General features: G+C 44.7%; 23 protein-coding genes. 4 read left to right on the top strand and 19 right to left on the bottom strand.

The genetic code is table 11. From position 1 onward, the window contains the following. Positions 1-17 precede the first annotated feature (17 nt). From GC098_RS09565 to GC098_RS09605, 9 genes are all read right to left on the bottom strand, one after another. Positions 18-725 (bottom strand): HAD family hydrolase, encoded by a 708-nt coding sequence (locus tag GC098_RS09565; protein WP_171642949.1) that lies wholly within the window; start codon positions 723-725, stop codon positions 18-20. A 29-nt stretch (positions 726-754) separates the two neighbouring features. Next, positions 755-1,801, bottom strand: a complete 1,047-nt coding sequence (gene ytvI, locus GC098_RS09570) for a sporulation integral membrane protein YtvI (protein ID WP_171642950.1) — start codon at positions 1,799-1,801, stop codon at positions 755-757. Positions 1,802-1,816: 15 nt separating this feature from the next. Then, positions 1,817-3,154 (bottom strand): hemolysin family protein, encoded by a 1,338-nt coding sequence (locus GC098_RS09575; RefSeq protein ID WP_171642951.1) that lies wholly within the window; start codon positions 3,152-3,154, stop codon positions 1,817-1,819. Between the two features lie 25 nt (positions 3,155-3,179). Further along, a complete protein-coding gene (yfkAB, locus tag GC098_RS09580) occupies positions 3,180-4,307 on the bottom strand; it encodes a radical SAM/CxCxxxxC motif protein YfkAB (RefSeq protein ID WP_171642952.1) in 1,128 nt (375 codons plus the stop codon). Between the two features lie 129 nt (positions 4,308-4,436). Next, complete coding sequence (locus tag GC098_RS09585; protein WP_171642953.1) at positions 4,437-6,665, bottom strand: MMPL family transporter; 2,229 nt, start codon at positions 6,663-6,665, stop codon at positions 4,437-4,439. 64 nt (positions 6,666-6,729) lie between these two features. After that, the gene (locus GC098_RS09590; protein ID WP_171642954.1) at positions 6,730-7,863 is read right to left on the bottom strand and encodes an HD-GYP domain-containing protein; all 1,134 of its coding nucleotides are present in this window, start codon (positions 7,861-7,863) and stop codon (positions 6,730-6,732) included. A gap of 118 nt (positions 7,864-7,981) precedes the next feature. Next, positions 7,982-8,794: an undecaprenyl-diphosphate phosphatase gene (locus GC098_RS09595; RefSeq protein ID WP_171642955.1), complete on the bottom strand. Its 813-nt coding sequence runs from the start codon at positions 8,792-8,794 to the stop codon at positions 7,982-7,984. Between the two features lie 112 nt (positions 8,795-8,906). After that, on the bottom strand, positions 8,907-10,367 hold the full coding sequence (locus tag GC098_RS09600; protein ID WP_312880021.1) for a bifunctional metallophosphatase/5'-nucleotidase: 1,461 nt from the start codon (positions 10,365-10,367) through the stop codon (positions 8,907-8,909). Between the two features lie 68 nt (positions 10,368-10,435). Next, complete coding sequence (locus GC098_RS09605) at positions 10,436-10,906, bottom strand: hypothetical protein (RefSeq protein ID WP_171642956.1); 471 nt, start codon at positions 10,904-10,906, stop codon at positions 10,436-10,438. Positions 10,907-11,033: 127 nt separating this feature from the next. On the opposite strand from GC098_RS09605, the gene GC098_RS09610 reads away from it, so the two are divergent. Genes GC098_RS09610 through GC098_RS09620 form a run of 3 tightly spaced genes read left to right on the top strand, consistent with a single transcriptional unit; the run spans position 11,034 to position 13,917 of the window. Next, on the top strand, positions 11,034-11,735 hold the full coding sequence (locus GC098_RS09610) for a molybdenum cofactor biosynthesis protein (RefSeq protein WP_171642957.1): 702 nt from the start codon (positions 11,034-11,036) through the stop codon (positions 11,733-11,735). 22 nt (positions 11,736-11,757) lie between these two features. Further along, positions 11,758-12,822: a ThiF family adenylyltransferase gene (locus GC098_RS09615; protein WP_216625218.1), complete on the top strand. Its 1,065-nt coding sequence runs from the start codon at positions 11,758-11,760 to the stop codon at positions 12,820-12,822. A gap of 45 nt (positions 12,823-12,867) precedes the next feature. Next, positions 12,868-13,917: an HD-GYP domain-containing protein gene (locus tag GC098_RS09620; protein WP_171642958.1), complete on the top strand. Its 1,050-nt coding sequence runs from the start codon at positions 12,868-12,870 to the stop codon at positions 13,915-13,917. On the opposite strand, the gene GC098_RS09625 is transcribed toward GC098_RS09620, so the two are convergent. The 6 genes from GC098_RS09625 to GC098_RS09650 form a co-directional block, all read right to left on the bottom strand. Then, on the bottom strand, positions 13,918-14,307 hold the full coding sequence (locus GC098_RS09625; RefSeq protein ID WP_171642959.1) for a DUF350 domain-containing protein: 390 nt from the start codon (positions 14,305-14,307) through the stop codon (positions 13,918-13,920). It lies immediately after the preceding gene. Continuing rightward, positions 14,304-14,951 carry a hypothetical protein gene (locus GC098_RS09630; protein WP_171642960.1) on the bottom strand — a complete coding sequence of 216 codons (648 nt, stop codon included), beginning with the start codon at positions 14,949-14,951 and terminating at the stop codon, positions 14,304-14,306. The genes GC098_RS09625 and GC098_RS09630 overlap by 4 nt, the downstream gene beginning before the upstream one ends. Further along, positions 14,948-16,144, bottom strand: coding sequence for a glutathionylspermidine synthase family protein (locus GC098_RS09635; RefSeq protein WP_171642961.1), 1,197 nt, complete (start codon positions 16,142-16,144; stop codon positions 14,948-14,950). Before GC098_RS09635 ends, GC098_RS09630 begins: the two co-directional genes overlap by 4 nt. A 5-nt stretch (positions 16,145-16,149) precedes the next feature. Continuing rightward, entirely contained in the window at positions 16,150-16,812 is a 663-nt protein-coding gene (locus GC098_RS09640) for a hypothetical protein (RefSeq protein ID WP_171642962.1), read from the bottom strand. Continuing rightward, entirely contained in the window at positions 16,809-17,048 is a 240-nt protein-coding gene (locus GC098_RS09645; protein WP_246358520.1) for a hypothetical protein, read from the bottom strand. Before GC098_RS09645 ends, GC098_RS09640 begins: the two co-directional genes overlap by 4 nt. Positions 17,049-17,144: 96 nt before the next feature. Further along, positions 17,145-18,248, bottom strand: a complete 1,104-nt coding sequence (locus tag GC098_RS09650) for a C40 family peptidase (RefSeq protein ID WP_171642963.1) — start codon at positions 18,246-18,248, stop codon at positions 17,145-17,147. A gap of 164 nt (positions 18,249-18,412) precedes the next feature. Here GC098_RS09650 and GC098_RS09655 point away from each other — a divergent pair, with 164 nt between their 5' ends. After that, entirely contained in the window at positions 18,413-18,841 is a 429-nt protein-coding gene (locus GC098_RS09655) for a PH domain-containing protein (protein WP_171642964.1), read from the top strand. Between the two features lie 86 nt (positions 18,842-18,927). On the opposite strand, the gene sufB is transcribed toward GC098_RS09655, so the two are convergent. From sufB to sufD, 4 genes are all read right to left on the bottom strand, one after another. Then, entirely contained in the window at positions 18,928-20,325 is a 1,398-nt protein-coding gene (gene sufB / locus GC098_RS09660) for a Fe-S cluster assembly protein SufB (RefSeq protein WP_171642965.1), read from the bottom strand. 66 nt (positions 20,326-20,391) lie between these two features. After that, positions 20,392-20,826: a Fe-S cluster assembly sulfur transfer protein SufU gene (gene sufU / locus GC098_RS09665; protein ID WP_171642966.1), complete on the bottom strand. Its 435-nt coding sequence runs from the start codon at positions 20,824-20,826 to the stop codon at positions 20,392-20,394. Beyond that, entirely contained in the window at positions 20,813-22,039 is a 1,227-nt protein-coding gene (locus tag GC098_RS09670; protein ID WP_171642967.1) for a cysteine desulfurase, read from the bottom strand. Before GC098_RS09670 ends, sufU begins: the two co-directional genes overlap by 14 nt. Continuing rightward, entirely contained in the window at positions 22,036-23,331 is a 1,296-nt protein-coding gene (sufD, locus tag GC098_RS09675) for a Fe-S cluster assembly protein SufD (protein ID WP_171642968.1), read from the bottom strand. Before sufD ends, GC098_RS09670 begins: the two co-directional genes overlap by 4 nt. Positions 23,332-23,342: the final 11 nt, after the last annotated feature.

Genomic DNA, 23,342 nt, shown 5'->3' on the forward strand with positions numbered 1-23,342 from the left:
CAGCTTTCGAGGGCGTACTAATTTAGATAAGGAATAAGTTCATGAAGCTGACGAACGATCGCAAGCGGTTTCTTATCAGAGTCGGAGGCAGGAGGCGTTTTACCATATTTATTGAGCCAAACTGCCTTCATGCCAATTTGCAGCGGACCAGCTACATCCGCTTCCCAAGAGTCACCCACGAATAAGGTGTCCTCTGGCAGCACATTGAAATAATCAAGCGCCAGTTGGTAAATACGTGGATCAGGCTTGGCCATTCCAACGACATTAGAGATCCACACCTGCTCGGGAGGAAACAATTCCTTCAAACCTAGACGCACTATTTTACCTTCTTGCATATCGTGAGGTCCATTCGTAATGATTCCTAACTGATAACGCTCCTTGAGCTTCAGCAGCAGCTCCAACACGTGAGGATCAGGCTCTAAGCTTTTTTCATATTGTTGGACGTATTGGAGGTTGAAAGCTTCTGCCTCATCTTCCGACATCGTATACTGGTGTTCAGCTAATGTTTCGATCAGCCTTCGGTTACGATACACTTCCACAGAACAAATGCGCTGCTCATAAAGGTAGTATAGCTCGTCGCTTTTCTTTTGAAATGCAGAGAAGAACGCCTCGTTGTCATACTCTTTTGTCACCTCATGTTCCGCGAACATCTTTTTCATCACGACATTCCACGTACTTGAGAAGTCAAACAGTGTATCATCCAAATCAAATAAAATTAACTTCATACCCAACCACCCTGTTCATGTACTGTGGCTCAATCCAGCTTAATATTTAAGTTCAACAGGCCAGCTTTACGCATAGCTTGATAAATAATAACAACCAACGGCCCTAGAAAGAGACCTGTTATTCCTAATAACTCGAAACCAATGTACAAACTGATCAATGCAGCGAGCGCATTAATTCCAACAGCATCACTGAGCACTTTAGGCTCTACAATGCGGCGGAATATCGTTAAAACAAGGAATAGGATTAACAATCCCACACCCATTCCCGTGTGTCCAATCAGCAGTTGATAGACGAGCCAAGGAATAAACACAAGCCCGGTACCAATCACAGGAACGAACTCCATAACCATCACTAATAAGGAAATGGCTAACGGATATTCAGCTCTTAAGACCAATAGGCCTATAAACGTGACTAAATAGGTTAGTACAGCCATGATGAGCTGAGCTCGAATGAAGCCAAAGATAGCTTCCCGCAGGTAAGTCAGCACGTTTTCCATCTTTCCTTTGGAATGCTCTTCAAACATGGATAGAAAAGACATCCTAAGCTTTGGCAAACTAAACATAAACAAATATAAAGCAATGACGTACATGAGCATTAAGATAAATAAATTCGGAATTTTTCCAGCCATATTTAAAAAGAAGCCAGAAATGCCGCTTAATACATTGGTTAACGCCCCAGTTAAGGTTTCTGTACTGCTTTCCAGCCAAGTTTGCACTTGTGCCGCCATGTCTGGTGACAAGGAATCATAGAACAACTGTGTACGGTTGACAGCTTGATCCATATACTTATTCACTTCATCCATATAATTTGGTGCTTTGCGGCCAAGGTCAATGAGCTCTGTGACGACATTTAACCCGATGAAATAAAATAAGGTCAACGTCAGCAGCGTAAATACGGTACAAATGATCGTAGCTGCAATCAATCGGTTCACCCTTGCAGCTCGCATGAGAAGCACAGTTAAAGGGTCCAAGAAAATAGCTGTCACGAGCGCGAGTAAAAATGGCAAACCTATGGTGAACAATCCGTACAATAGCAGCAATCCAAGCACCATGATTAAGATCGTCTTAGGCGACATCAGAACTCCTCCGCTTTACTCATCTGCAGGTCTGACAGCGTTGATTTTCGTTATGTGAATGCGCACGATACGCAGTCGATCTACTTCCGATACTTCAAACACGTGGTTGCCGAAAGCCACTCTTTTGCCTTTTACAGGTGCACCTTCAAGCTTCTTAAACAACCAACCACCGATAGAGTCTACATCATCGTCCTCTATGTCCAGATCCAGCATATCGTTCAAGTCTTCAATCAGGACACGGCCGTCTACGGACGTATACTTATCTTTGACCTCAACACCTGGCCGCTCATCGATATCGAACTCATCGTGCATCTCCCCAACAATCTCCTCCAGAATGTCCCCTAGTGCTAGAAGTCCTGCAGTACCACCGTATTCATCAATAACGATAGCAAGTTGAGAATGCTTTTTCTGCATTAATTTCAATACACGACTGACTTCCATCGACTCTGGAACATTGAGAATTGGTCGAATAAAGTTTTTAATTTCCTGCTCTTCATCGGGATCAGCTGTCAATAAATCAGCAATGTGAACGAAACCGACTATGTTGTCCTTATCCTGATCAGCTACAGGGTAGCGTGTATGTTTTGTCTCATGGACCATATGTAAATTATCAATGAAGCTTAGCTCAAGGAATAGACAATCCATATCCGTCCGCGGCAGCATAACCTCACGGGCAATACGTTCTGAGAATTCAAAAATATTATCGAATAGCACCATTTCATCTTGATCAATATGGCCGCTTTTCACACTCTCATCCATCAGGATACGAATCTCTTCCTCCGTATGGGCGGCCTCATGCTCACTTGCTGGCTCTACACCAATCCAAGATAGAAATTTATTTGCCGTACCATTCAGCACCCAGATAATCGGGCGAAACAGCCTGTAGAAGAAGAGCAGTGGCGCTGAGAGCCAAAGCGAGGTTAATTCTGCTTTTTGAATCGCGAACGATTTCGGGGCCAACTCACCGAGCACGATGTGCAGGAACGTAATAAATCCAAATGAAACAATGAAAGACAAGGTTGTCGTATACACCGAAGTCTCTACTTGAAGCTTATGTAAGAGGGGTTCCATGATCAACTCTGAGATGGCAGGCTCACCAACCCAGCCTAGTCCCAGAGAGGCAAGTGTAATCCCCAATTGTGTTGCTGATAAATAAGTATCTAACTGCGATGTTACCTTGATGGCATACTTTGCTTTGCCGCTGCCTTCATTGACTAACTGTTGAATGCGGGATTGTCGAACCTTCACAAGCGCAAATTCAGCAGCAACGAAGAAACCATTGAGCAGGACTAATATAATGACAACTATCAGGTTAAGAACAATGGAACCGAAATCAAACGAAGTATGTGGCAAACGTATATCTCCTTCAGTAATATGATTAGATGATAGCTTTGCGGCTTTTGAAATCAACAGAACGGTAATACGAGTCAGCTACCAGCAGGTTAGGGCCGCAACAAGAAGCGCTGCTGCAGAAGCAGTTTACACGCTGATTCAGCGGATTATTCTCCCAACGGGCAAAAATGGTATCTAACTGGTCATCATGGATATTACCTAGAGGTGGTTCATTGGCAAAATCCGTGACGAACACTTCTCCTGTAAAAGTGCTCACATTCAAGCGATTGCGTCCATCCGGATCATTACGTACGGTTACATTCGGCTCCTCGCGAAGCCTTTTAACCAATCTTCTGTCCTCTTGAAGATCGTTGCAAGCAAAGAATGGCAGTGTGCCAAACAGCATCCACATGTCACGATTCCGGCTGTCTAACAACCGATGAATGCTCGTTCTTAACTCGTCCAGAGATACCATAGGAAGATGAGAAGCAAAGGAACTGGCATACATCGGGTGAACCTCATGGCGCTTGCAGCCCATTTCCTCAATCAGTTTATGAATCTGCGGTAATTTCTCATGTGTGCGTGTATTAATCATCGATTCCGCTGAGACATAAAGTCCACCTTTGCTAAGCGCGATCGTGTTATCAACCATGCGTTCATACATGCGCGCCGCGGTATCATGACCAACAGGATGCCCGCTATTCACAAAGCCGACTTGATGGAAATCGTCAGCATTCAAGTAATTGAAAGAAATATGCATGACATCCAGATAAGGAGCGAGAAGTTCATACCTAGCTAAGTCAAGCGTTAAATTAGAATTGATTTGTGTACGAATACCGCGCTCTCGTGCATATTTGAGGATTGGCAGCATATAGTCCTTGACGATCTTGATGTGATATGAAGGCTCTCCACCAGTCAAACTGATCGTTTCTAAATGCTCAACCTGGTCCAGCTGCTTCAAAATGATCGGCAAGGGAATACGCGGTCCTTCCGACATGGTTAACGAATCCCCAACTGCGCAATGCTCACATCGCATATTGCACAAATTCGTAATTGTAAGCTCTACACTTGTTAGTACGTGTTTCCCGTATTTGCGATAAGACCGAATAGGGTCCCATGGATCGTAAGCGGGGGTTAACTCCGGTAAGATGGAGCTTGTTCCATTCATATTCATGCTGTTTACACCTGACCTATCATTTCCTATTCACAAGCTAATTGTTCCTATCATGCCTATACCTATGCCCTTTATTGTAACTTATGATTCGCAAAAAAGGAAACTGCGGCAAGTTATTTTGAAGCTCCGCTACTGCTTCTCAGCTTTCGGTTTCGAACTCATTCGCAGCCACTTAGGTGCCCACCAGTTCGCATCCCCAAGCAGTTTCATGAGTGCAGGAACGAGCATCACTCGAACGATGGTCGCATCAATCAGAACAGCGAGACCTAGACCGAGCCCCAACGCTTTCATGATTTCGATATCTGTAAAAATAAATGATCCTACAACTACAACTAAAATGAAAGCTGCACTTGTAATTAAGCTTCCCGTTTTCTTAAGCCCTTCAGCCGTACTCTTATCATTGTCACCGCTTGCTTCATACTCCTCCATAATGCGAGAAATCAGAAATACTTCATAATCCATGGATATGCCAAACACTACACAAAAAATGATAACTGGCAGCGTTGCACTGACATAACCAATGGACGTTATGTGCAGCAGATCAGCCATGTATCCATGCTGGAACACTAACACAACAACACCGAGACTCGCGCCAAGACTGAGCATGTTCATTAATACAGCCTTGAGCGGAAGCAAAACGGACCTAAAGGCAAGCAATAGTACGATGTAGGTAATCCCCATCACAAAAGTTAATACTTCAGGAATTTCATTCTGAATGCGATCTATAATATCCAGTCTATAGGCCGGTCCGCCCGTGACTGCAATATCAAGTCCGCCCTTACTTAAGCTGCGAAGTTCTCGGACAAGGACATCCGTCGCAGGATCATCGGTATCTTTCTCCGGCACTACAACCATCAGAGCAGTGCGATCTTTTGCAAATTTATTGCCTTCTATTTGAGCTTTGACATTTGAATTCCTTAGCATGGCTGCTAATTCAGCATCGGAATGTTGACCTAGTGAACTGATAAAACTCTGTACTTCTTTTACACCAGATACCCCTTTAACCTGTTCACTATAAGCCCGAATTTGTCGAATCGAAGCCTCATCCCACACTTCTCCTTGTGTATGAATAACAATTTGGATGGGCCCCATCATACGCGGATCATAGGCCGCCTTCAATAATTCCGAGCCATATCGGGATTCGTAGCTGGGAGGCAGCACCTCAGCATTCGGTACATTTAACTTTATATGACCCATCGGGGTCATGGTGTAGATTAGGGCACCCCCGACGATGACAACCAATAGAACGGGACGTTTCATTACAGCATAAGCGATCCGTTCCCAAAAGCGGGACGTCTCTTGCTTGCGAAAGCGTTTAGGAACGACCTGCAAGGAGTTAATCCGTTCACCAAGTAAACCGAGAAGCGACAGCAGCATCGTATTCGCGACGATAACGGATATCGACACGACAATTACGCCGCCCAAACACAAGGAGCGGAAAAAGGTGAGATCTACGAACAGCATGCCAAGCAGCCCAATCAGTACCGCTATTCCGGAAAAAAAGATTGATTTCCCCGCCGTCTGACAAGTCATGGCCACAGCTTCAGCCACATTCTTCTGTACCTTGAGTTCCTCTCGAAAGCGGCTTACAAGAAACAAAGCGTAATCAATTCCTACGGCAAGACCGAGCATCGTCACCATATTCGGAAGGAAGTTCGATAAGGATTGGTGCTGGGCGATAAAATAGGTAATCCCTAATGTAAGGGTAACGCTCATAAGCCCTACGATCATAGGTAATAGCGCGGCGACTAGGGTACCAAACACGATTAATAATACAATCAGCGCAATCGGTAAACCAATCGCTTCTGATTTGGCAATGTCATGCTTACTCGCTTCCTGCATATCATGCAAAATAGCTGGTCCACCAGTCACATATACATTCATGCCATTTGGCGGATGAACGCGTTCCTTAAGCTCCGGATATTTCTCCAAAGCAGGGTCGGTATCTAGATTTAGGGATACGGTTACTGCCGTCACATCAAGATGACCTTCGTTACGAGGTGTCGCTACGAATTTCACACTTTCTACATACGGCAGCTTCGTAAGTTCGTTAAGAGAGTCCATAATGGCTTGTTGATGTACTTTGTCCGTCATGTCGATCCCTTCCCCTTTATAAACAAGGTTCAGCATCGTAAGTGGGACGCCAAGCTCATCCCGCAGTTGAATGAGGCCACGATCGGACTCGCTACCTCTAGGCGTAAAGCCGTTGTCTTTGAGCATACCCGGTGTTTTCTGTGCAAAAATGGCAAAGCTGAGAAGCAGAAGCACGCCAATAACTAGTACGAGCCATCGGAAACGATGCATCGCATATCCCCATCTCCAAAACTTCCCTTTCACAGCTGTTTCTCTCACACGCATCCCCCTAATTTGCAAAAAGAACCTGGATGCCCAGGTTCTTCATGCTTGTTATCTATATTTTATCTTAAAATATGGTTGGCATACTTTCGTCTGGATTAAATTCGTCTACATTAATTTCCCCAATTTCTGAAATTAATGTAGAAAGCTTCGTTGACAGGTCAATTTCATACGGTTCCTTTAGCTCTTGACCGGCTTGATCCTGCAGCACGCGAACGATCGGTCTATGAGGCACGGTTACGTTTAACTTAGATACAATGCCAAACTCCCCGGTATTCAATCGAACGGTTATGCCTAATGGGTAAATCGCGATTTTATCACGGAATAAGGCAATCTGACTTTGATCATACATCGTGCCCGAGCCTGCGAACAGTTGCTCCATAGCTTCATGCGGCAGTAAAGGTCTTCTATATACCCTTGTTGTCGTCATAGCATCATAAGAATCAACTAACCCAACCCATTTGGCAAATTCGTTGATTTCTGTACCTTGAATCCCACGCGGATAACCGCTTCCGTTAACTCGCTCATGGTGCTGAAGAGCACAATGCGCAGACAGAAGAGGAATATTCGGTTCATCTTTCAAAATGTTAAAACCGTATGTCGTATGATTCTTCATCTCAGTAAACTCTTGCTCGGTCAATTGCGAAGGCTTGCGAAGAATACCAAGTGGTACTTTCGTCTTACCAATATCGTGAAGCAAAGCGCCTAATCCGAGTGTTTCAAGGTTCTCACGACTGTACCCAAAGCTAATTCCCAGCATAATGGCATAAATACTTACATTCACAGAATGCTGAAATAAGTAATTATCTTTCACATTCATATTATTGAGCATGACCATAGCCCCTTGATGAGCGCTTAGATCGTCAATAATCATTTTCATCACATCACGGAAATTACGCCCGATATCATAATAATTAACGGCTCCGCGTTTGTTCGAATCTTCCATCACCTTCTTAAAGGTGTTACGGATTTCGAGAATAGCCTTCGTTCTCGTTTCATCTTGAATAACATCCTCTTGAATGATGTCGTTGGTTCGAGAATCTTGAATATATATGTAGTCGATACCGTATGTAAAAAGTCGATCAATGAGTCTCTGAGAAAGCTCAACATTAACGGCCAGCAGGACCATACCATCGTCGTTGTAAATATTCTTGGCCAACCTCATTCCAGGATGACACATGTTGATCGGCATTAACAGCATTTCAGGACCCCCGAATAGGTGAGCGTTACTTTCTATCTAAATGTAATAGATTTCACAAAAAAGTTCAATATAAAAAACCGCATCATTCGACGCGGTTCGATAAACGAAACAGTTATTGTTACTTTAAGAACATATAAAGAGCGAAAATGATGGCTACCGCAAACCGATAGTAAGCAAAATACGTTAATTTCATATTTTGAACAAACTTGATGAAAGAAACAACAGCCAACAAAGCAACGATGAATGCAACGATAAAACCGACTACAAAGAAACCTAAGTCATTCGAAGAAAGTGCTTCGTAGTTTTTAAGAAAGTAGACACCTGAAGCTCCAAACATAATTGGAATCGCCATAATGAACGTGAAATCGGCAGAGGCAGCGCGGCTTACGCCGGACAGCATTCCCCCCGCAATTGTCGATCCAGACCGGGAGAATCCTGGCCAAATGGATACCAATTGCCACAAACCGATGAAGAACGCTTGACGATAAGTCAAATCATCTAAAACTACAGCACTGGGCTGTTCCTTCTTCTTCTCTGCAATGATTAACAGGATACCTCCTAAAACAAGCCCTATCAACACGGTAGTTGCGTTAAAAAGCTTCTCGTCGACAATATCATTAAACAAGACGCCGACGATCCCTGCGGGTATGATCCCAATAAGAATATGCAGCAAGTTCAGTTTCTTTCCTGTCCTACTCTCGCTTTTCCTTTTCACTAACCCGAATAAAGATAAAATCCGTTTCCAATAAATGAGGACGACGGCCATAATGGCGCCAAGCTGGATGACAAAATCAAAGGTTTTCATGACTTCATCATTTTGGGTGTTTAATAGGCTTTGTGCTAGAATCATATGCCCCGTAGAAGAAACCGGTAAAAACTCGGTCAATCCCTCTACGATCCCAATGATGATCGCTTCAAAAATAGTATGCATGGTTTCCCCCTATGAGTTGAGAGTTTATAGATGTACTCCTGTCCAATTATCTATTCTACCTGTAACTTGGTAGATCTGACAACTCCTTCGACAAAGGTCGTGCTTGTTCGACTTATTCGTTATTTGCATTTGGTCTTCTCTCCGTAAATCTTAAGAAATGACTACTTACTATCGCGTCTTCATCGCGAAGCTCAGAAGCTAGTACATCACGGATAAATTCAGGCAGCATGTACGTCACCTGCTTACCGCGACCGAGCGATAAATAACCTGAGCCGAAAGTAAACATGTCGATCGTGCCAACAACATAGTCACGGCTAAGGTCTAAAGGCTCATCGCCTACGTTTACAGCGATGATGCGTTCGTAAGGTGCACGGGTGCTGTCGGTCATGACGGTCAATCCGTCGACACACAGCACGCCCAGCACCTCGCCACGGAAGCCGAAGCCTCGAATCGGCTTCTCCATGAACTCGCCAAGCAGCGACTCTTCGAGCGCTTGCAGCAGATCCGCCCCGCTGAGCAGCACACGGCAGGGGTTGATCGGACCCGGGCAGATTTCTAGCAATCTGCCGCGAGTCAAGCGCCCCTCCTTCAGTCCCTGAAGGAGCTGGCCGCTATTGACCAGCCCGATCTCGGCGCTGGTCCAGCGGCGAATGCCCGCGGCAAGCAAGTTGCCGAGCGGGGATTCGCCGTACCAATCGAGGCGCAGCGGTTCCCGCAGCTGCGCCACCTCCGCATTCAGCGCCGCCGTGCTGGCGATGCGGTAGTGCTCCAGCAGCTCGGTAACGCTGCTGTCTTCTTCACTTGCGTCCGTCATAGGGACGACGACGCCTTGGAGCTCCACGATCCGGCGCTGCTCCGGATCGTAGGCAAGTTCAATATGGCCGGCGTACTGACCGAATTTGCCGGCCGCGCAAATATAGGTGCCGCTGAGCAGGAGCGGCTCCTCAAGCACATGATGCGTATGGCCGCCGAGGATCACATCGATGCCTTCCAGTTCCTCAGCCATACGTTGATCGGAACGCAATCCTAAGTGGGACATGACAACAATGATATCCACCCTTGGGCGAAGAAGCCTAGCATAGGCCTTTACAGCTTCGATGGGATCCGTTACATGCCATCCAAGCAGTTCATAGTACGCTTGGTAAGCCGCTGTTACCCCAATGAGTCCAATGGTGAGACCCGATTTCTCAATCGTAAGTGTAGGAAGCATCCAATCCGGCGTCTTATTTGTCGCCACTTCTATAATATTGCTTCCTATAATTGGGAACTTGGCATGCTCCTTCACAACCGTTCTTAACAATTCCGGTGTAAACGTTAGCCCTTCATTATTACCCATGACCATCGCTTCGTAACCGGTCGCGTTCATAATTTCCAAGTTGGCAGAAGCATTCGTGCCTTCCGTTTCTGGGCGCATCCGGTCCATATGATCGCCAATATCAAGTGTCAACACCTGATCAGCCGGCCACAGTCGACGTACGCGATCAAAGTACGCGCTAATTTTGGGCATCTGTTCAAAATGACTATGAATGTCATTCGTATGTAAAATAACGAGTCGTTGCAAGGGCTCAGACACACCGTTCACCTCTTTTCTTTGTAAGTCAGATCCGAAGCATGTCTAATCTTATGCAGCAGAATGTCCTCTCATTTCTTGAATTTAAGCTCATCAAGTGCCACTCTGTTTTTGAAGCCGAAAGTCGCTTCTTCCCCTAGCGCCTGATCATGAAGAAACCACACTTTGATAACACTTTTAACATTGAGACATTCACTGCTGCCATCTGGCACATAAAGACGAATCGGATAATCTTTCTTGAGCGCCTGTCCATCTTGAACATATAGAAATAAGGCAGAATCTAATTGTGACCAAGGCATTAGTGCTTCAAATTCGTCTACTGCCTCTACTTTCAGATGCGTAGGTTCTTCAGCATGCCCCCCATTACGGCTTCTCTTCCAGCTCCGATACCACGATTTTAAATCAAAAGCATCTCCCTGCACATTCGGTACACGCTCCTGGAGCGATACCTGCTGCTCAGCAAGAGCAACCATCTCGGATATCGTGAATGCTTCATTTTTTATATGTAGGTCTGACACTTGTATGCGCATATCTTCTTGCATGAATACATTTCCCCTTTCATCCTAAGCGCCATTTGTCATCCAAATGCTCTACCCATTATACCATTTTCAGGTCAAAATATGATATGCTGTAAGGGATTCCAACAACTAAGCCATTAGGAGCAGAGCCGTGAACATAAACATCCAACTCTTTGCAGGTTTGGTAGACCTATTCGGGACTTCCGTCCTAATTATAGATATCGAACAAGAATCCATTTCTATTGAGCAGCTCAAAAAGCAGATCACAGCAGCCTATCCGGCAGCTTCCACCCAACTTGCGACCTGTTTTTTTGCTAAAAATCAAGCCTATGCCGGAGATCAGGAAATCGTCACAGCTGCAGATGAACTTGCACTGATTCCCCCTGTGTCAGGCGGTCAACCTTCTAAATATGAAATCACCCACGATACGATTGATCCAGCTGAGGTAGCTTCTAAAGTCAACCACCCTAATCATGGCGCTTCGCTTGCCTTCATAGGGACAACAAGAGAGATGACCTATGGGCAGCGGACCGTCCTTTTGGAATATGAAGCCTACATACCGATGGCACTCAAAACCATGGAAACCATCGGTGAGGAGATAGAAGCTCAGTGGCCAGGCACGCTTTGTGCAATTACACACCGTTTGGGCAAGGTCGCTATTGCAGAAGCCAGCGTCGTTATTGCCGTTTCATCCCCGCATCGCGGTCATTGCTATGAAGCAAGTCGGTATGCGATTGAACGCCTGAAACAAATCGTACCCATTTGGAAAAAAGAGATATGGGAAGATGGTTCGGAGTGGAAAGGCAGCCAAACAGGTCCTTGGAACCCGCTCCAAACGCCACAATTCGAATAAACCAGACTGGAGATGACCACGCTTGGACACACATTTACATATAGATCATTATGATGACGTTGATACGCGCTATTCTAGACAAGTCCTGTTCTCCCCCATCGGCAAAGACGGACAGCGCAAACTCGGAGGAAGTCGAGTTGCTATCGTAGGAATGGGTGCTCTAGGCACCGTTCTTGCCAACCATATGGTTCGTGCAGGGGTCGGTTACGTACGACTGATTGATCGTGATTTTGTCGATACTAGCAACTTACAACGACAAATGCTCTACGATGAAGAGGATGCAGCTTCCACCACACCCAAAGCGATTGCAGCAGCAAAACGGTTACAACTCGTGAATTCACAGGTAACGATTGAGCCTCATGTAACCGATCTGAATTCCTTGAATGCTGAACAGCTGCTAAGTGATGTAGATTTAATTCTAGATGGTACCGATAACTTTTCCGTTCGGTTCCTGATTAACGATGTAAGTATCAAACTAGGGATTCCTTGGATTTATGGTGGTGCGGTCGCCTCCAGAGGAGTCTCTTTGATGATCATCCCGGGACAAACGCCATGTCTTCGCTGCCTTTTCACACAAGCACCCGCCGCAGGCACGACTGAAACCTGCGATACCGCTGGCGTTATTGGCGGAATCATTCATGTTGTAGCTTCCTTTCAAGCAACGGAAGCTCTTAAATTGCTTGTTGGCGCGAACGAACAGCTTAATCTTAAAATGCAGCAATGGGACTTATGGTTCAATCAGAATTCAGCGATTAGTGTAGCAGGTGCGCTTAAATCAGACTGTCCTGCCTGCGCAATGAAGCAGTACGATTACTTAGAAGTCGGCGTGGAAAGTGACACGATTCAATCCTTATGCGGTCGTAATTCCGTCCAGATTCATCCGGTAAATGCTTCTGATAAACCGCTTGAATATTGGGAAGAACGATTAAAACCACTGGGTCCGGTAGAGAAAAACCGCTTCCTTTTGAAGTTCCAAGCAGCCCCGGATCTGCACATGATCATCTTTCCAGATGGCCGCGTTCTCATCCAAGGAACTGAAGATTTAATTCAGGCTAAAAGTCTTTACAGCCGATATATTGGGATGTAGTATAACTATATACCTACGGATTATAGGACTAGGAGAGGAGCTTCTATGCGTATACATGTGCTTCAACTTATTGTTGGTGATAAACTTATTTCTGATTCCTACAATATGGTAGGACTTCATTTGCTTTCATCAGGTACTGTCGTAGATGCGGGAGATATCTTGATGCTCAATCGCCACAATGTAGAATATGTAGATATACATCCTAGAGGGAATGAAGCCATAAATGTGCTTGAAGAACCTACAGTCCGACAAGCAAATAGCACGCAATTACACTCTTTTAACGATGCAATCACCGGTATAAAAGATTTATTTGCTGCCGTCGAAAACGGGGAATCTATTCAAAATGAACTTATAGAATCCGCTTTCAATCCGATGATAGAGAGCTTTCAGGAGGAGAAAGACGTTGTTTCGCTACTGCTTTCTTTGAACAGCAAAGATGATTATACGTATCAGCACAGTGTGCAAGTAGGTATGTTATCCTACTATATTGCCAAGTGGATGAATAAAAGTGAGAAAGAAGCCCTTCATATTGGAAAAGCAGGCTATCTACACGATATCGGCAAAAGCAAAATCCATTCAGACATTCTACATAAACCCGCAAAGTTAACCAACGATGAGTACAATGAAATTCAGAAGCATACAATATACGGTTATGAAATCATCAAAAAATCCTTAAATGACAATACCCTTGCTCTCGTTGCTCTAGAGCACCATGAACGAATGGATGGTACAGGCTATCCTTTACGCAAAAAGAGTACAGAAATCCATTCGTACTCACGAATCATTTCGGTTGCAGACGTCTATAGTGCTATGATCTGCAACCGGGTTTACCAGGAAAAACGTGATCTACTGATCGTTCTGAAGGAACTACACCGCATGAGTTTTGGCCAGCTTGATCCGAAAATCACGCAAGTATTTATCCGCAACATGATTCCTAATTTTATCGGTAAGAAAGTGTCACTCAGTGACGGACGCGTCGGTACGATCGTCATGACAAATCCATCTGATTTCTTCCGACCGCTCATTAACATTGATAATCAATTTTTGGATTTATCACAGCTTTGCGACGTTGAAATAACGAAAATCGCGATTTAATTAAATAATAAGACTGCTGACTGCAATTGCGATTCCAATATAAACGGCAGCTAGCAGCGTGCCAACAGCTACATTCCCTTGCTTTAGTTGATCAGATAGCTTCACTCCAGGTGTAAGCCAATCAAAGATCCAATACGTAGCAACCAAACATACATACCCTACCGCGAACCATAAGCTCATATGCCAAATCGAAGAATTCGTATAAGCTGCAATGCCTAATACTATCGCCGTAGCTACAAATTTACCACCCATGGTAATGCCTACGGCTACATTGCCGTTGTTTATTTCCTCCATATCGCGGTAGGGCGTCATTAAACTAAACACATACATACCTGCGAATTGCAGCAGGACAATCACAAATAAACTAATTACTAGATCCAAAACTATCATTCTGCCCACCCCCGAAATTTCGCCATGGATTGATCAAAATTGCTGTAATCATGTACTTCCTCTAGAATAACCTGTACTTCCTTCTTGTTTTTAAAGCTTACATAGCGTTCCTCTGGGATGGGCTGCTTCACTTTCTGTCCAGTTGGTAGATCAGCTACCGCGAAATAGCGAAATTTGCCATCCTGCTCCGTTTTGTAAACCCCTACTAATTTCACATCCGTCTTAATTTCTATTTTTAACTCCCCTACATCTTTTTCAGCTTCTTCTTTCGTTTTAAATGTCTTAATTGGCTTCCATTGCGAAAGTGTCACATCGTTCTTCCCTTGATCATCCGTTTTCATTGTTGCTTGCATATAGCTCAGTACCCACACTTGGTCCCCTGTAGCAAAATTCTGATCGTTCGAAATCCGTTCATTATTCGGCAGCAGGACCATATCCCCATCCAATAAATCCCCTACTTTCGCCTGCTGTACTTGATAATCCCACGGTACTTCACCACTCCTATCGCTTGTGCTTGCTGGACTTCCCATCGTCGCCTTACTCAGGACAGCTGGCTTCTTATGAAAAGCACTGCTAATGCCCCAAATGATTAGGATGCATACAACGAGGCCCGCGGCCAATAGCCAAAATCGTCCTTGTTTCAAGGTGTTTTCACTCCTATCGCTACAAATTGACTCGCATTCCCTGTAATTATCCCACCTGCTCTCCCTAATAGCCCGCACGGTGTTCCATTAAGGACAAAGAGACCTGTTAATAAATGTTTATTTCCATGAGCAAAAGATAGCTCGGGCAAATCAGCTCGCTGCTGATAAACACGCTTGAAAAACACACTCGTGTCAAAGCCAACTTCATCTTTGACCTCTAATTCACCCTGCGAGTTATACAACTCAACCGAGCCGCCTTCTCTACCGAACATGGATTTGGACACGTAATCACCTGTAAGATCCGGCGTCATATAAGTAGGCAGCATATAGGTCCTTATTGCCTCATGCTCATCTGAGGTGAACAATTTTGCTCCTTTCTTATGCAAGCCCCATATGATGGCTTGCAAGCCTTTTGACTGCAAGATGACCGCATGTAATGGATTGAAAAGTTGTATGAATTGTTCTTCAATCGCATAAGAGAAGGCCTCTCCTCCATCATCAATGCCCATCCATTCCTTCGGATATAGCGCAAACATTTTGCTGATAATTTGGTTCTCTCCGACCTTAACGGCGCCTTCGTCAATCCATAAATCTAAACAATCGACACAGGTCACCCTTCTCCCGCTATGCGCTACAAGAGCATCTATGGTTCCTGTATCTTCAATATGCTTTCCATATGCGATGCAGGCAGCAAAGTCAGGCGCTTCGATCTCCCACGCTGAGCGTATTAGTTCTTTCATCGCACGGTTCGGTGATTCTATTCCCATTTGATCACATAACCAGGGTGTAGCGATTGCTGCTTCTACATAGCCTGTAGGTGTATCTGCATTCAGCTCTAAAAGCTTAATTTCTCCTTGCTGATCCACGGTAAAATCAAATCTGGCATATCGACTAATCAAGCCCGCGGCACCCGGTTCGAGCCGGTCTAACCCATCCCACAGCACTTCAGGAATAGACAAGAGCTCATATAACTCCCTTTTCCCTTTCACATAACGAACCGTCTTATCAAACACGCGCCACAAAGCGCCAGCCGCCTGGATAAGTTCTTCATATGCATGCCGCTCCATGACCACAAGTTGGTCAATCCAATACGCTTCCTCTTCCATATCTGCCCATGTAAATCCAAGGCTCGCCAGCTGCAGCACCCTATGATCTCTGTCGGCAGAAGGCGTCCCTATGACTTCATATATCACAGAAATTAACCTCCTGAACTGGAGCTTGACGAAGAGCTGAAACCACTTGATTTACCGCCAATACTACCGGAAGAGGTTGAGGTCGATTTGGAGCTTGATGTTGTTCCGCCGCTCGTACTGTTTGACGATGACTTATTTGTTGTAAACGAGCCGGTTCCACTCGAGGTTGTTGGTGTCTTCGTAGTGGATCGGTTCGAAAACGAACTAGGTTGATAGGTTTTCGTCACATATGGTGTATTGGAACGATAATGATAGGAACGGTGATTGCTTCCCCAACTACTCGATGAGTAAGGACTTACCGTATTAAAAATCAAATGGTACAGTAATAGATCATCCCACCCAAAACCACCACCACCGGTTACCTGGTTCACAATGATGGGTGTCGTACTTCCTCCAATGCCCGTTGAGCTCCCCCCTGCTGCAGGTGTTGGAGACGGAGAAGGCGATGTCGTTTTATTATCCGATAGCACGGGCACAGGCAAGCTCCAGTCAACTGAAGGGTCGTAATAAGCTTTGACGTCTTCTGAAGACCATTCAACCAGCTTAGATGATCCAGCACCAGCAGCACTCGGATTAGGAGACTCTACAGCATGCGCAGATAGCAGCAGCATTTGACTAACTAGCATGATGCCTATAGAGGTTGAAAGCACTTTGAGCGGTCGTTTCACTGCCTGTTCCCTCCCCCTCCAGAGCTTACCGTAACTAGCAGAAGCTCAAAAACATTAAGATCTAAGTTCAATCTTCCTTCAATCATTTCATATTCCTTACCGCCAATAAGAACAAAGTTAGCTACATTTAAGGCCTGTATGAGCTTTTCATCCCATGGACGTTCACTAATTTTTTGCAGTTGTCCGTCCACTAATTTTTCGAAGAGTGCAATATTCATCGATTCATCTTCCTCCATCCAAATCTTTATACTAGATAAAACGCGCGAACAGACCATTTGTTTCAATTTAGTGAAAATAAATAAAGCCTATCCCTAAGGATAGACTTTATTGGATTAATATGCGATACGCTTTGCTCGTAGAAATGTTGATTTCCAATACGGTTTATTGATATTAATGATTTGAACACCATCCTTTGGTTTAGGTGAAGCATTTAGCATTTGCATGTTGCCTATATAAATACCTACGTGTCCAACTGTTTTATTGGTTTTGAATCGACCTGGTACATAGAAAAACAACAAATCACCTTTGCGCAAGGATTTTCGGCTAACCAATTGTCCTTGCGTCGCTTGTTGACGAGCAAGCCTCGGTAGCTTTATTCCATATTTTCCATAGACATATTGGGTAAACGTCGAGCAATCAAATTTTCCTGTCTGCGGATAAGGTCCTGAACCGAATAGATATTTCACACCTAAATATTGCTTGCCTTTGTTAATCATTGCATTAATATCAATGTTCTTAAGAACTGGAATTACTTCTTCCTGATTAGTGGATGCCCACACCTCAAGGTCACCCTCATCTTGTGGCATAGATGCCGGGTTAGCTCCCGTACCTTCACCTTTGAAAGGATCCGTTGGATCATCGCCGAATTCAAGCTCCGCTGTGTTACCGCGGGGGTCATTGTCATCTTCACGCTCAATTGGAGCAACCGGAGCTGCATGAATCAACAATTGGCCATTCTGTACTTCATATGACATATCTTCTTGAAACAAATCTGGCAAAGCGGAGACTGGCAAGTAAGCCGAATCACCTTCCTTGATAAAGGGTTGGCTAACTCGGATTTCTGCACCATCCTTCATGGCTTTCGTCGAATTCATCGTCACTTCGAAGTTTGCGTCATTATCGCCAATTAACAGCTTCTGATTTCCTGCTTCCCAGCTTGACTGGAACTTTAGGGTTTGGATAAGTTCACGTGCAGCTACATAATTTACATTGTTAATCACTTTAATGGGTACAACAGCGTCATCATTACCTAATTTCGTTCCTTGTCCTGCTTGTGACAAACTTTGAGACTGCATATTGCCTGTACCTGACTGTGCGGTAGGATTCTGCGTTGGTGCTGCATTATTGGGGCTGACATTACCCCTCCCACAAGCGGTTGTAGTTGCCATCATGACTACTATGCTACCAATTGCTGCTACTTTCAGCTTTTTCCACATCGCTTCTATTCTCCTTTAGGGACACATAATTATCCTCTATAGAGTGAAACAAGTGGCTTACAAATATGCATAAAAGGCCAAATGAACGGCTTGGATCATCTTGGAAGAAGGTAATCCCATTCTATTTGTCGAATATTGGAATATATTGAAAAGGAGTGATCGAAATGGCAGGTTTTTTGAATGGACTTTTAGGCAATTTTTCAGAGGTTTCCGTAGATGAGCTCACAAAACAGTATGGCATCTATCTCATGCCCAGCGAAAAGGTGACAACAGGCTTTAAGTTAGTCAGAGATTCATTTATCGTAACAGATGAAAGAATTATTCTTATTGATCATCAAGGTGTTACTGGCAAAAAAACAAGGATCGCTTCCATTGATCTTGACTCTATCTATGATGTCACGATGGAAACAGGCGGCACAGGCTTCGATGATAGTGAATTAACGATCCATTACATTACATCTCCTTATTACAAAGCCAACAATGCTGTCACGATTTCCTATAAATTTGAGTTCGGTAAAAAATTCAACCTCCAACCTTTCTATGTTGCCATTCTGACTCTAGCAACACAGAATCGTAAACGTATTAACGCTTAATTAGAGAGACTTCTTTGCTAGATCAAAAATTTACTAAAAAAAGCGTGCCCGAGAAACTCGGGCACGCTTTTCGTTGTACATATCGATTAACCGATGGAACCTTCCATCTCAAATTTAATGAGACGATTCATTTCTACGGCATATTCCATTGGAAGTTCTTTCGTGAACGGCTCGATGAAGCCCATAACGATCATTTGCGTCGCTTCAGCCTCAGTAAGACCGCGGCTCATGAGGTAGAACAATTGGTCCTCAGATACCTTGGATACTGTTGCTTCATGCTCAAGCGTAATGTTGTCGTTCATGATTTCGTTATAAGGAATCGTATCTGACGTTGACTCGTTATCGAGAATCAAGGTATCACATTTGATGTTCGCTTTGGAACCTTGGGAGTTGCGTCCGAAGGAAGCCAGACCACGGTATGTTACTTTACCACCGTGCTTGGAGATCGATTTGGATACGATCGTTGAAGTTGTGTCAGGCGCCAGATGCGTCATTTTCGCGCCAGCATCTTGGTGCTGCCCTTTTCCAGCTACAGCGATAGAAAGAACCATCCCTTTAGCGCCGCGGCCTTTCAGCACAACAGCTGGGTACTTCATAGTCAGCTTGGAACCAATGTTACCATCGACCCATTCCATTGTAGCGCCTTCTTCTGCAACCGCACGTTTAGTAACGAGGTTGTAGATGTTCGGTGCCCAGTTTTGAATCGTTGTGTAACGTGCACGGGAGTTTTTGAGACATACGATTTCAACTACCGCGCTATGAAGGGAGTTTGTGCTGTAAATAGGAGCTGTACAGCCCTCTACGTAGTGCACGAAGCTTTCCTCATCGGTAATGATCAATGTACGCTCGAATTGCCCCATGTTCTCGGAGTTAATACGGAAGTACGCTTGTAAAGGAACTTCACATTTTACGCCTTTAGGCACATAGATGAAAGAACCACCGGACCATACCGCACTATTCAACGCAGCGAATTTATTATCGGTCGGCGGAATAATAGTTCCGAAATATTGTCTGAACAGCTCTGGGTATTCACGAAGAGCCGTATCCGTATCTGTAAAGATAACGCCTTGGTCTTCTAGTTCCTTTTGCATGCTGTGGTAAACAACTTCAGATTCATACTGAGCCGATACGCCAGCTAAGAATTTTTGTTCCGCTTCAGGAATACCGAGTTTGTCGAATGTTTCTTTAATTTCTGTAGGAACTTCTTCCCACGTTTTGCCTTGCTTCTCGGACGGTCGTACATAGTACTGGATATCATCGAAATCCAGATCATCCATGTTTCCGCCCCAACGTGGCATTGGCATTTTGAAAAATTGCTCCAGTGATTTCAAACGAAACTCTAGCATCCACTCAGGTTCGCCTTTAATTCTGGAGATTTCTTCAACGATTTCACGAGTTAAGCCTTTACCCGATTGAAAAATCGATTTGTGCTCATCTCTAAAACCATATTTATAATCCTCGAGATCTGGCATTTGTTTAGCCATGGTAGTTTCCTCCTTAGAATTTTTGTGCAGCAAAAACAGCTTTCTAATCTATGCATCGCTTTTGCGTTAGTTATCGGTTTTTTGAGAATGTTCAATCCCTTTGCGAAGTGCGTTCCATGCCAGGGTTGCACATTTAATACGTGCTGGGAATTTATTTACCCCAGATAACGCCTCAATATCTTCATATTCAAATTCAACAGGTTCGCCCTTCATCAAGCCAGAAAAACCATCGGCCATCTTCAGTGCCTCTTCGATTGTTTTACCTTTGACTGCATCCGTCATCATGGATGCAGAGGATAAGCTAATCGAACAGCCTTCACCTGTGAATTTAGCCATCTTCACGATACCATCTTCTACCTGCATCTGCAGGGAAATCTTATCTCCACAGGTCGGGTTATTAAGATCAATGGTAACTGCTTCGCCAGACTCAAACTTCCCACGGTTGCGCGGTGTTTTATAGTGATCCATAATCACTCTACGGTATAAATCATCCAATTGCATGGCCGAAGTACTCCTTTGTTTTTTGTAAGGCCAACACAAGTCGGTCAATATCCGCTTCTGTATTGTATAGATAGAAGCTTGCACGAGCCGTTGAACTCACCTCAAGCCATCTCATTAAAGGCTGACAGCAATGGTGACCGGCACGCACAGCAACTCCTTCCGCATCCAGAACGGTTGCCACATCATGAGGATGCACATCGCCTAGATTAAACGTTACGAGTCCTGCACGGTTCGCAGTAGGGCCATAAACAACCAGATCTTCGATCTGAGTCATACGCTCCATCGCATAATTCGTGAGCTGAATATCGTGTTTATAAATATTGTCCATACCGACTTCTTGAAGAAAATCGATTGCCGCGCCGAGGCCAACAGCTCCTGCGATAATTGGTGTTCCACCTTCAAACTTCCAAGGCAGTTCTTTCCATGTTGACTCATAGAGATCCACATGATCAATCATCTCGCCGCCAAATTCAACGGGCTCCATATTCTCAAGCAAGGCCTTCTTTCCATACAATGCCCCGATTCCGGTAGGGCCACACATCTTGTGACCGGAAAGCGCGTAGAAGTCGCAATCCAAATCTTGAACATCCACCTTCATGTGCGGTGTGCTTTGTGCGCCATCGACCATCATCTTCGCTCCATGTTTATGGGCGATTTGGGCTATTTCTTTGATCGGATTAACGACACCCAGAACGTTGGAAACATACACAACCGATACGATCTTCGTACGATCGGTTATCGTGTTTTCAACATCTGTAAGCGAAATCGAACCATCTGGTTGTAAAGGAATATATTTTAAAGTAGCACCTGTTGCCTTGGCAGCTTGCTGCCATGGAATCAGGTTGCTGTGATGCTCCATCGGTGTAAGGACGATTTCATCGCCCTCACGTAGTACAGATCTCGCATAACTGCTTGCTACAATGTTGATTGCCGTTGTCGTACCTCTAGTGAAAATGATTTCCTGCTCACTGGATGCACCAATGAACTTAGCCACTTTGGCTCTAGCTCCTTCGTATGCATCCGTTGCACGGGAACCTAGGGTATGAACCCCGCGGTGAACGTTCGCATTGTCCCACTCATAGTAATGCTTCAGTGCTTCAATCACCTGAATAGGCTTCTGGGAAGTTGCAGCACTGTCCAAGTACACCAGCGGATGACCGTTCACTTCTTGCTTCAGAATGGGAAAAAGTTCACGTATCTCCGAGGTAATCATTGTCCCAGCTTCCTCTCCACTAAGCTTTGCAGCTGTTCTTCAACGCTCTTAATTGGAATTTCGGAAACGACTGGCGCCAAGAATCCGTAAATAATTAAGCGCTGAGCTTCTTCCTTCGTAATCCCACGAGACATCAGATAGTGAACTTGCTCAGCATTGACTTGGCCAACACTCGCCGCATGACCAGCTTTAACATCATCTTCATCAATAAGAAGAATCGGATTCGCGTCGCCGCGCGCTTTGGGGCTGAGCATAAGTACTTTCTCTGTTTGTTGACCGTTACAGCCTGTTGCGCCTTTTTCGATCTTCGTAATTCCGTTGATGATCGCTGTTGAGCCATCTCTCATTACGGCACGTGTAATCATGTCGCTTGTCGAAGCTTTGCCCCAGTGAACAGCGCGAGTTGTCAGGTTCAACTTTTGCTCTTGAGTTCCTACACAAATCACTTTAGCATCGGAATCGGAACCTTTGCCTTTAAGGATCGACGTCGTATCAGACAACGTGTTCCCGTAATTCATTTCACCAACTACCCACTGAATGCTCGCATCGTTATCGATGATCGCACGGCGGTATGTCAAGTCCGTAACGGATTCTTCCAAGTTATGAACGGATGCATAGTTAACGCGCGCACCTGGCTTCACGAATACTTCAACGATCCCGTTTTGTACCATTGGAACACCTGATACGGAGGATACAAAATTATCTACATAAGTAACAGAGCTGAACTGCTCTGCAACAATCAAGACATGCGGTGCAAAAGTCGCTTCAGCATCATCGGTTACAAATAACGCTTGCAGCGGAAGGTTCACTCGAACGTCTTTCGGTACATAGATGAAAATACCGCCGTTCCATAGTGCAGCATGCAAAGCTGTTAATTGATTTTCATTGGCTTCTACAGCTTTCATGAAGTATGGCTTCACCAAATCCGCATGATCGCGAATGGCTGTTTCCAAATCGGTGAAAATAACGCCTTGCTGTTTCAATTCCGCCGATACTTGATTGAACACGATACCGGAGTTGCGTTGTACGATCAAGTTTTCGGAATTAGCTAATCCTTTGGCAACTTCGGGTAAAGCATCGAGGGATGCCAAAGGAGCTTGCGTTTTATATGAACCATAGGAAGAGATGCTCCAACGGTCAATTCTCGTCTTTTCTAGTGCAGGTAATTCCAAAGAATTCGCTAACGCTAACCCTTCTGTACGAAGGGCAGTCACCCACTCCGGCTCTTGTTTGCTGCGGGAGAGCTCGATGACAGCATTAGTATCTATGGAAAGTGTTGTTTGACTACTCATGGTATTCCTCC

This window comes from Paenibacillus phytorum (assembly GCF_013141715.1).
GTDB classification, from domain to species: domain Bacteria; phylum Bacillota; class Bacilli; order Paenibacillales; family NBRC-103111; genus Paenibacillus_E; species Paenibacillus_E phytorum.

Bases quoted from the DNA above. Each gene is read 5' to 3' on its own strand.
- GC098_RS09565 (WP_171642949.1), bottom strand. From the start codon at position 725: ATGAAGTTAATTTTATTTGATTTGGATGATACACTGTTTGACTTCTCA.
- ytvI (WP_171642950.1), bottom strand. From the start codon at position 1,801: ATGTCGCCTAAGACGATCTTAATCATGGTGCTTGGATTGCTGCTATTG.
- yfkAB (WP_171642952.1), bottom strand. From the start codon at position 4,307: ATGAATATGAATGGAACAAGCTCCATCTTACCGGAGTTAACCCCCGCT.
- GC098_RS09585 (WP_171642953.1), bottom strand. From the start codon at position 6,665: ATGCGTGTGAGAGAAACAGCTGTGAAAGGGAAGTTTTGGAGATGGGGA.
- GC098_RS09590 (WP_171642954.1), bottom strand. From the start codon at position 7,863: ATGCTGTTAATGCCGATCAACATGTGTCATCCTGGAATGAGGTTGGCC.
- GC098_RS09595 (WP_171642955.1), bottom strand. From the start codon at position 8,794: ATGCATACTATTTTTGAAGCGATCATCATTGGGATCGTAGAGGGATTG.
- GC098_RS09605 (WP_171642956.1), bottom strand. From the start codon at position 10,906: ATGCAAGAAGATATGCGCATACAAGTGTCAGACCTACATATAAAAAAT.
- GC098_RS09620 (WP_171642958.1), top strand. From the start codon at position 12,868: ATGCGTATACATGTGCTTCAACTTATTGTTGGTGATAAACTTATTTCT.
- GC098_RS09625 (WP_171642959.1), bottom strand. From the start codon at position 14,307: ATGATAGTTTTGGATCTAGTAATTAGTTTATTTGTGATTGTCCTGCTG.
- GC098_RS09645 (WP_246358520.1), bottom strand. From the start codon at position 17,048: ATGGAGGAAGATGAATCGATGAATATTGCACTCTTCGAAAAATTAGTG.
- GC098_RS09650 (WP_171642963.1), bottom strand. From the start codon at position 18,248: ATGTGGAAAAAGCTGAAAGTAGCAGCAATTGGTAGCATAGTAGTCATG.
- GC098_RS09655 (WP_171642964.1), top strand. From the start codon at position 18,413: ATGGCAGGTTTTTTGAATGGACTTTTAGGCAATTTTTCAGAGGTTTCC.
- sufB (WP_171642965.1), bottom strand. From the start codon at position 20,325: ATGGCTAAACAAATGCCAGATCTCGAGGATTATAAATATGGTTTTAGA.
- sufU (WP_171642966.1), bottom strand. From the start codon at position 20,826: ATGCAATTGGATGATTTATACCGTAGAGTGATTATGGATCACTATAAA.
- GC098_RS09670 (WP_171642967.1), bottom strand. From the start codon at position 22,039: ATGATTACCTCGGAGATACGTGAACTTTTTCCCATTCTGAAGCAAGAA.
- sufD (WP_171642968.1), bottom strand. From the start codon at position 23,331: ATGAGTAGTCAAACAACACTTTCCATAGATACTAATGCTGTCATCGAG.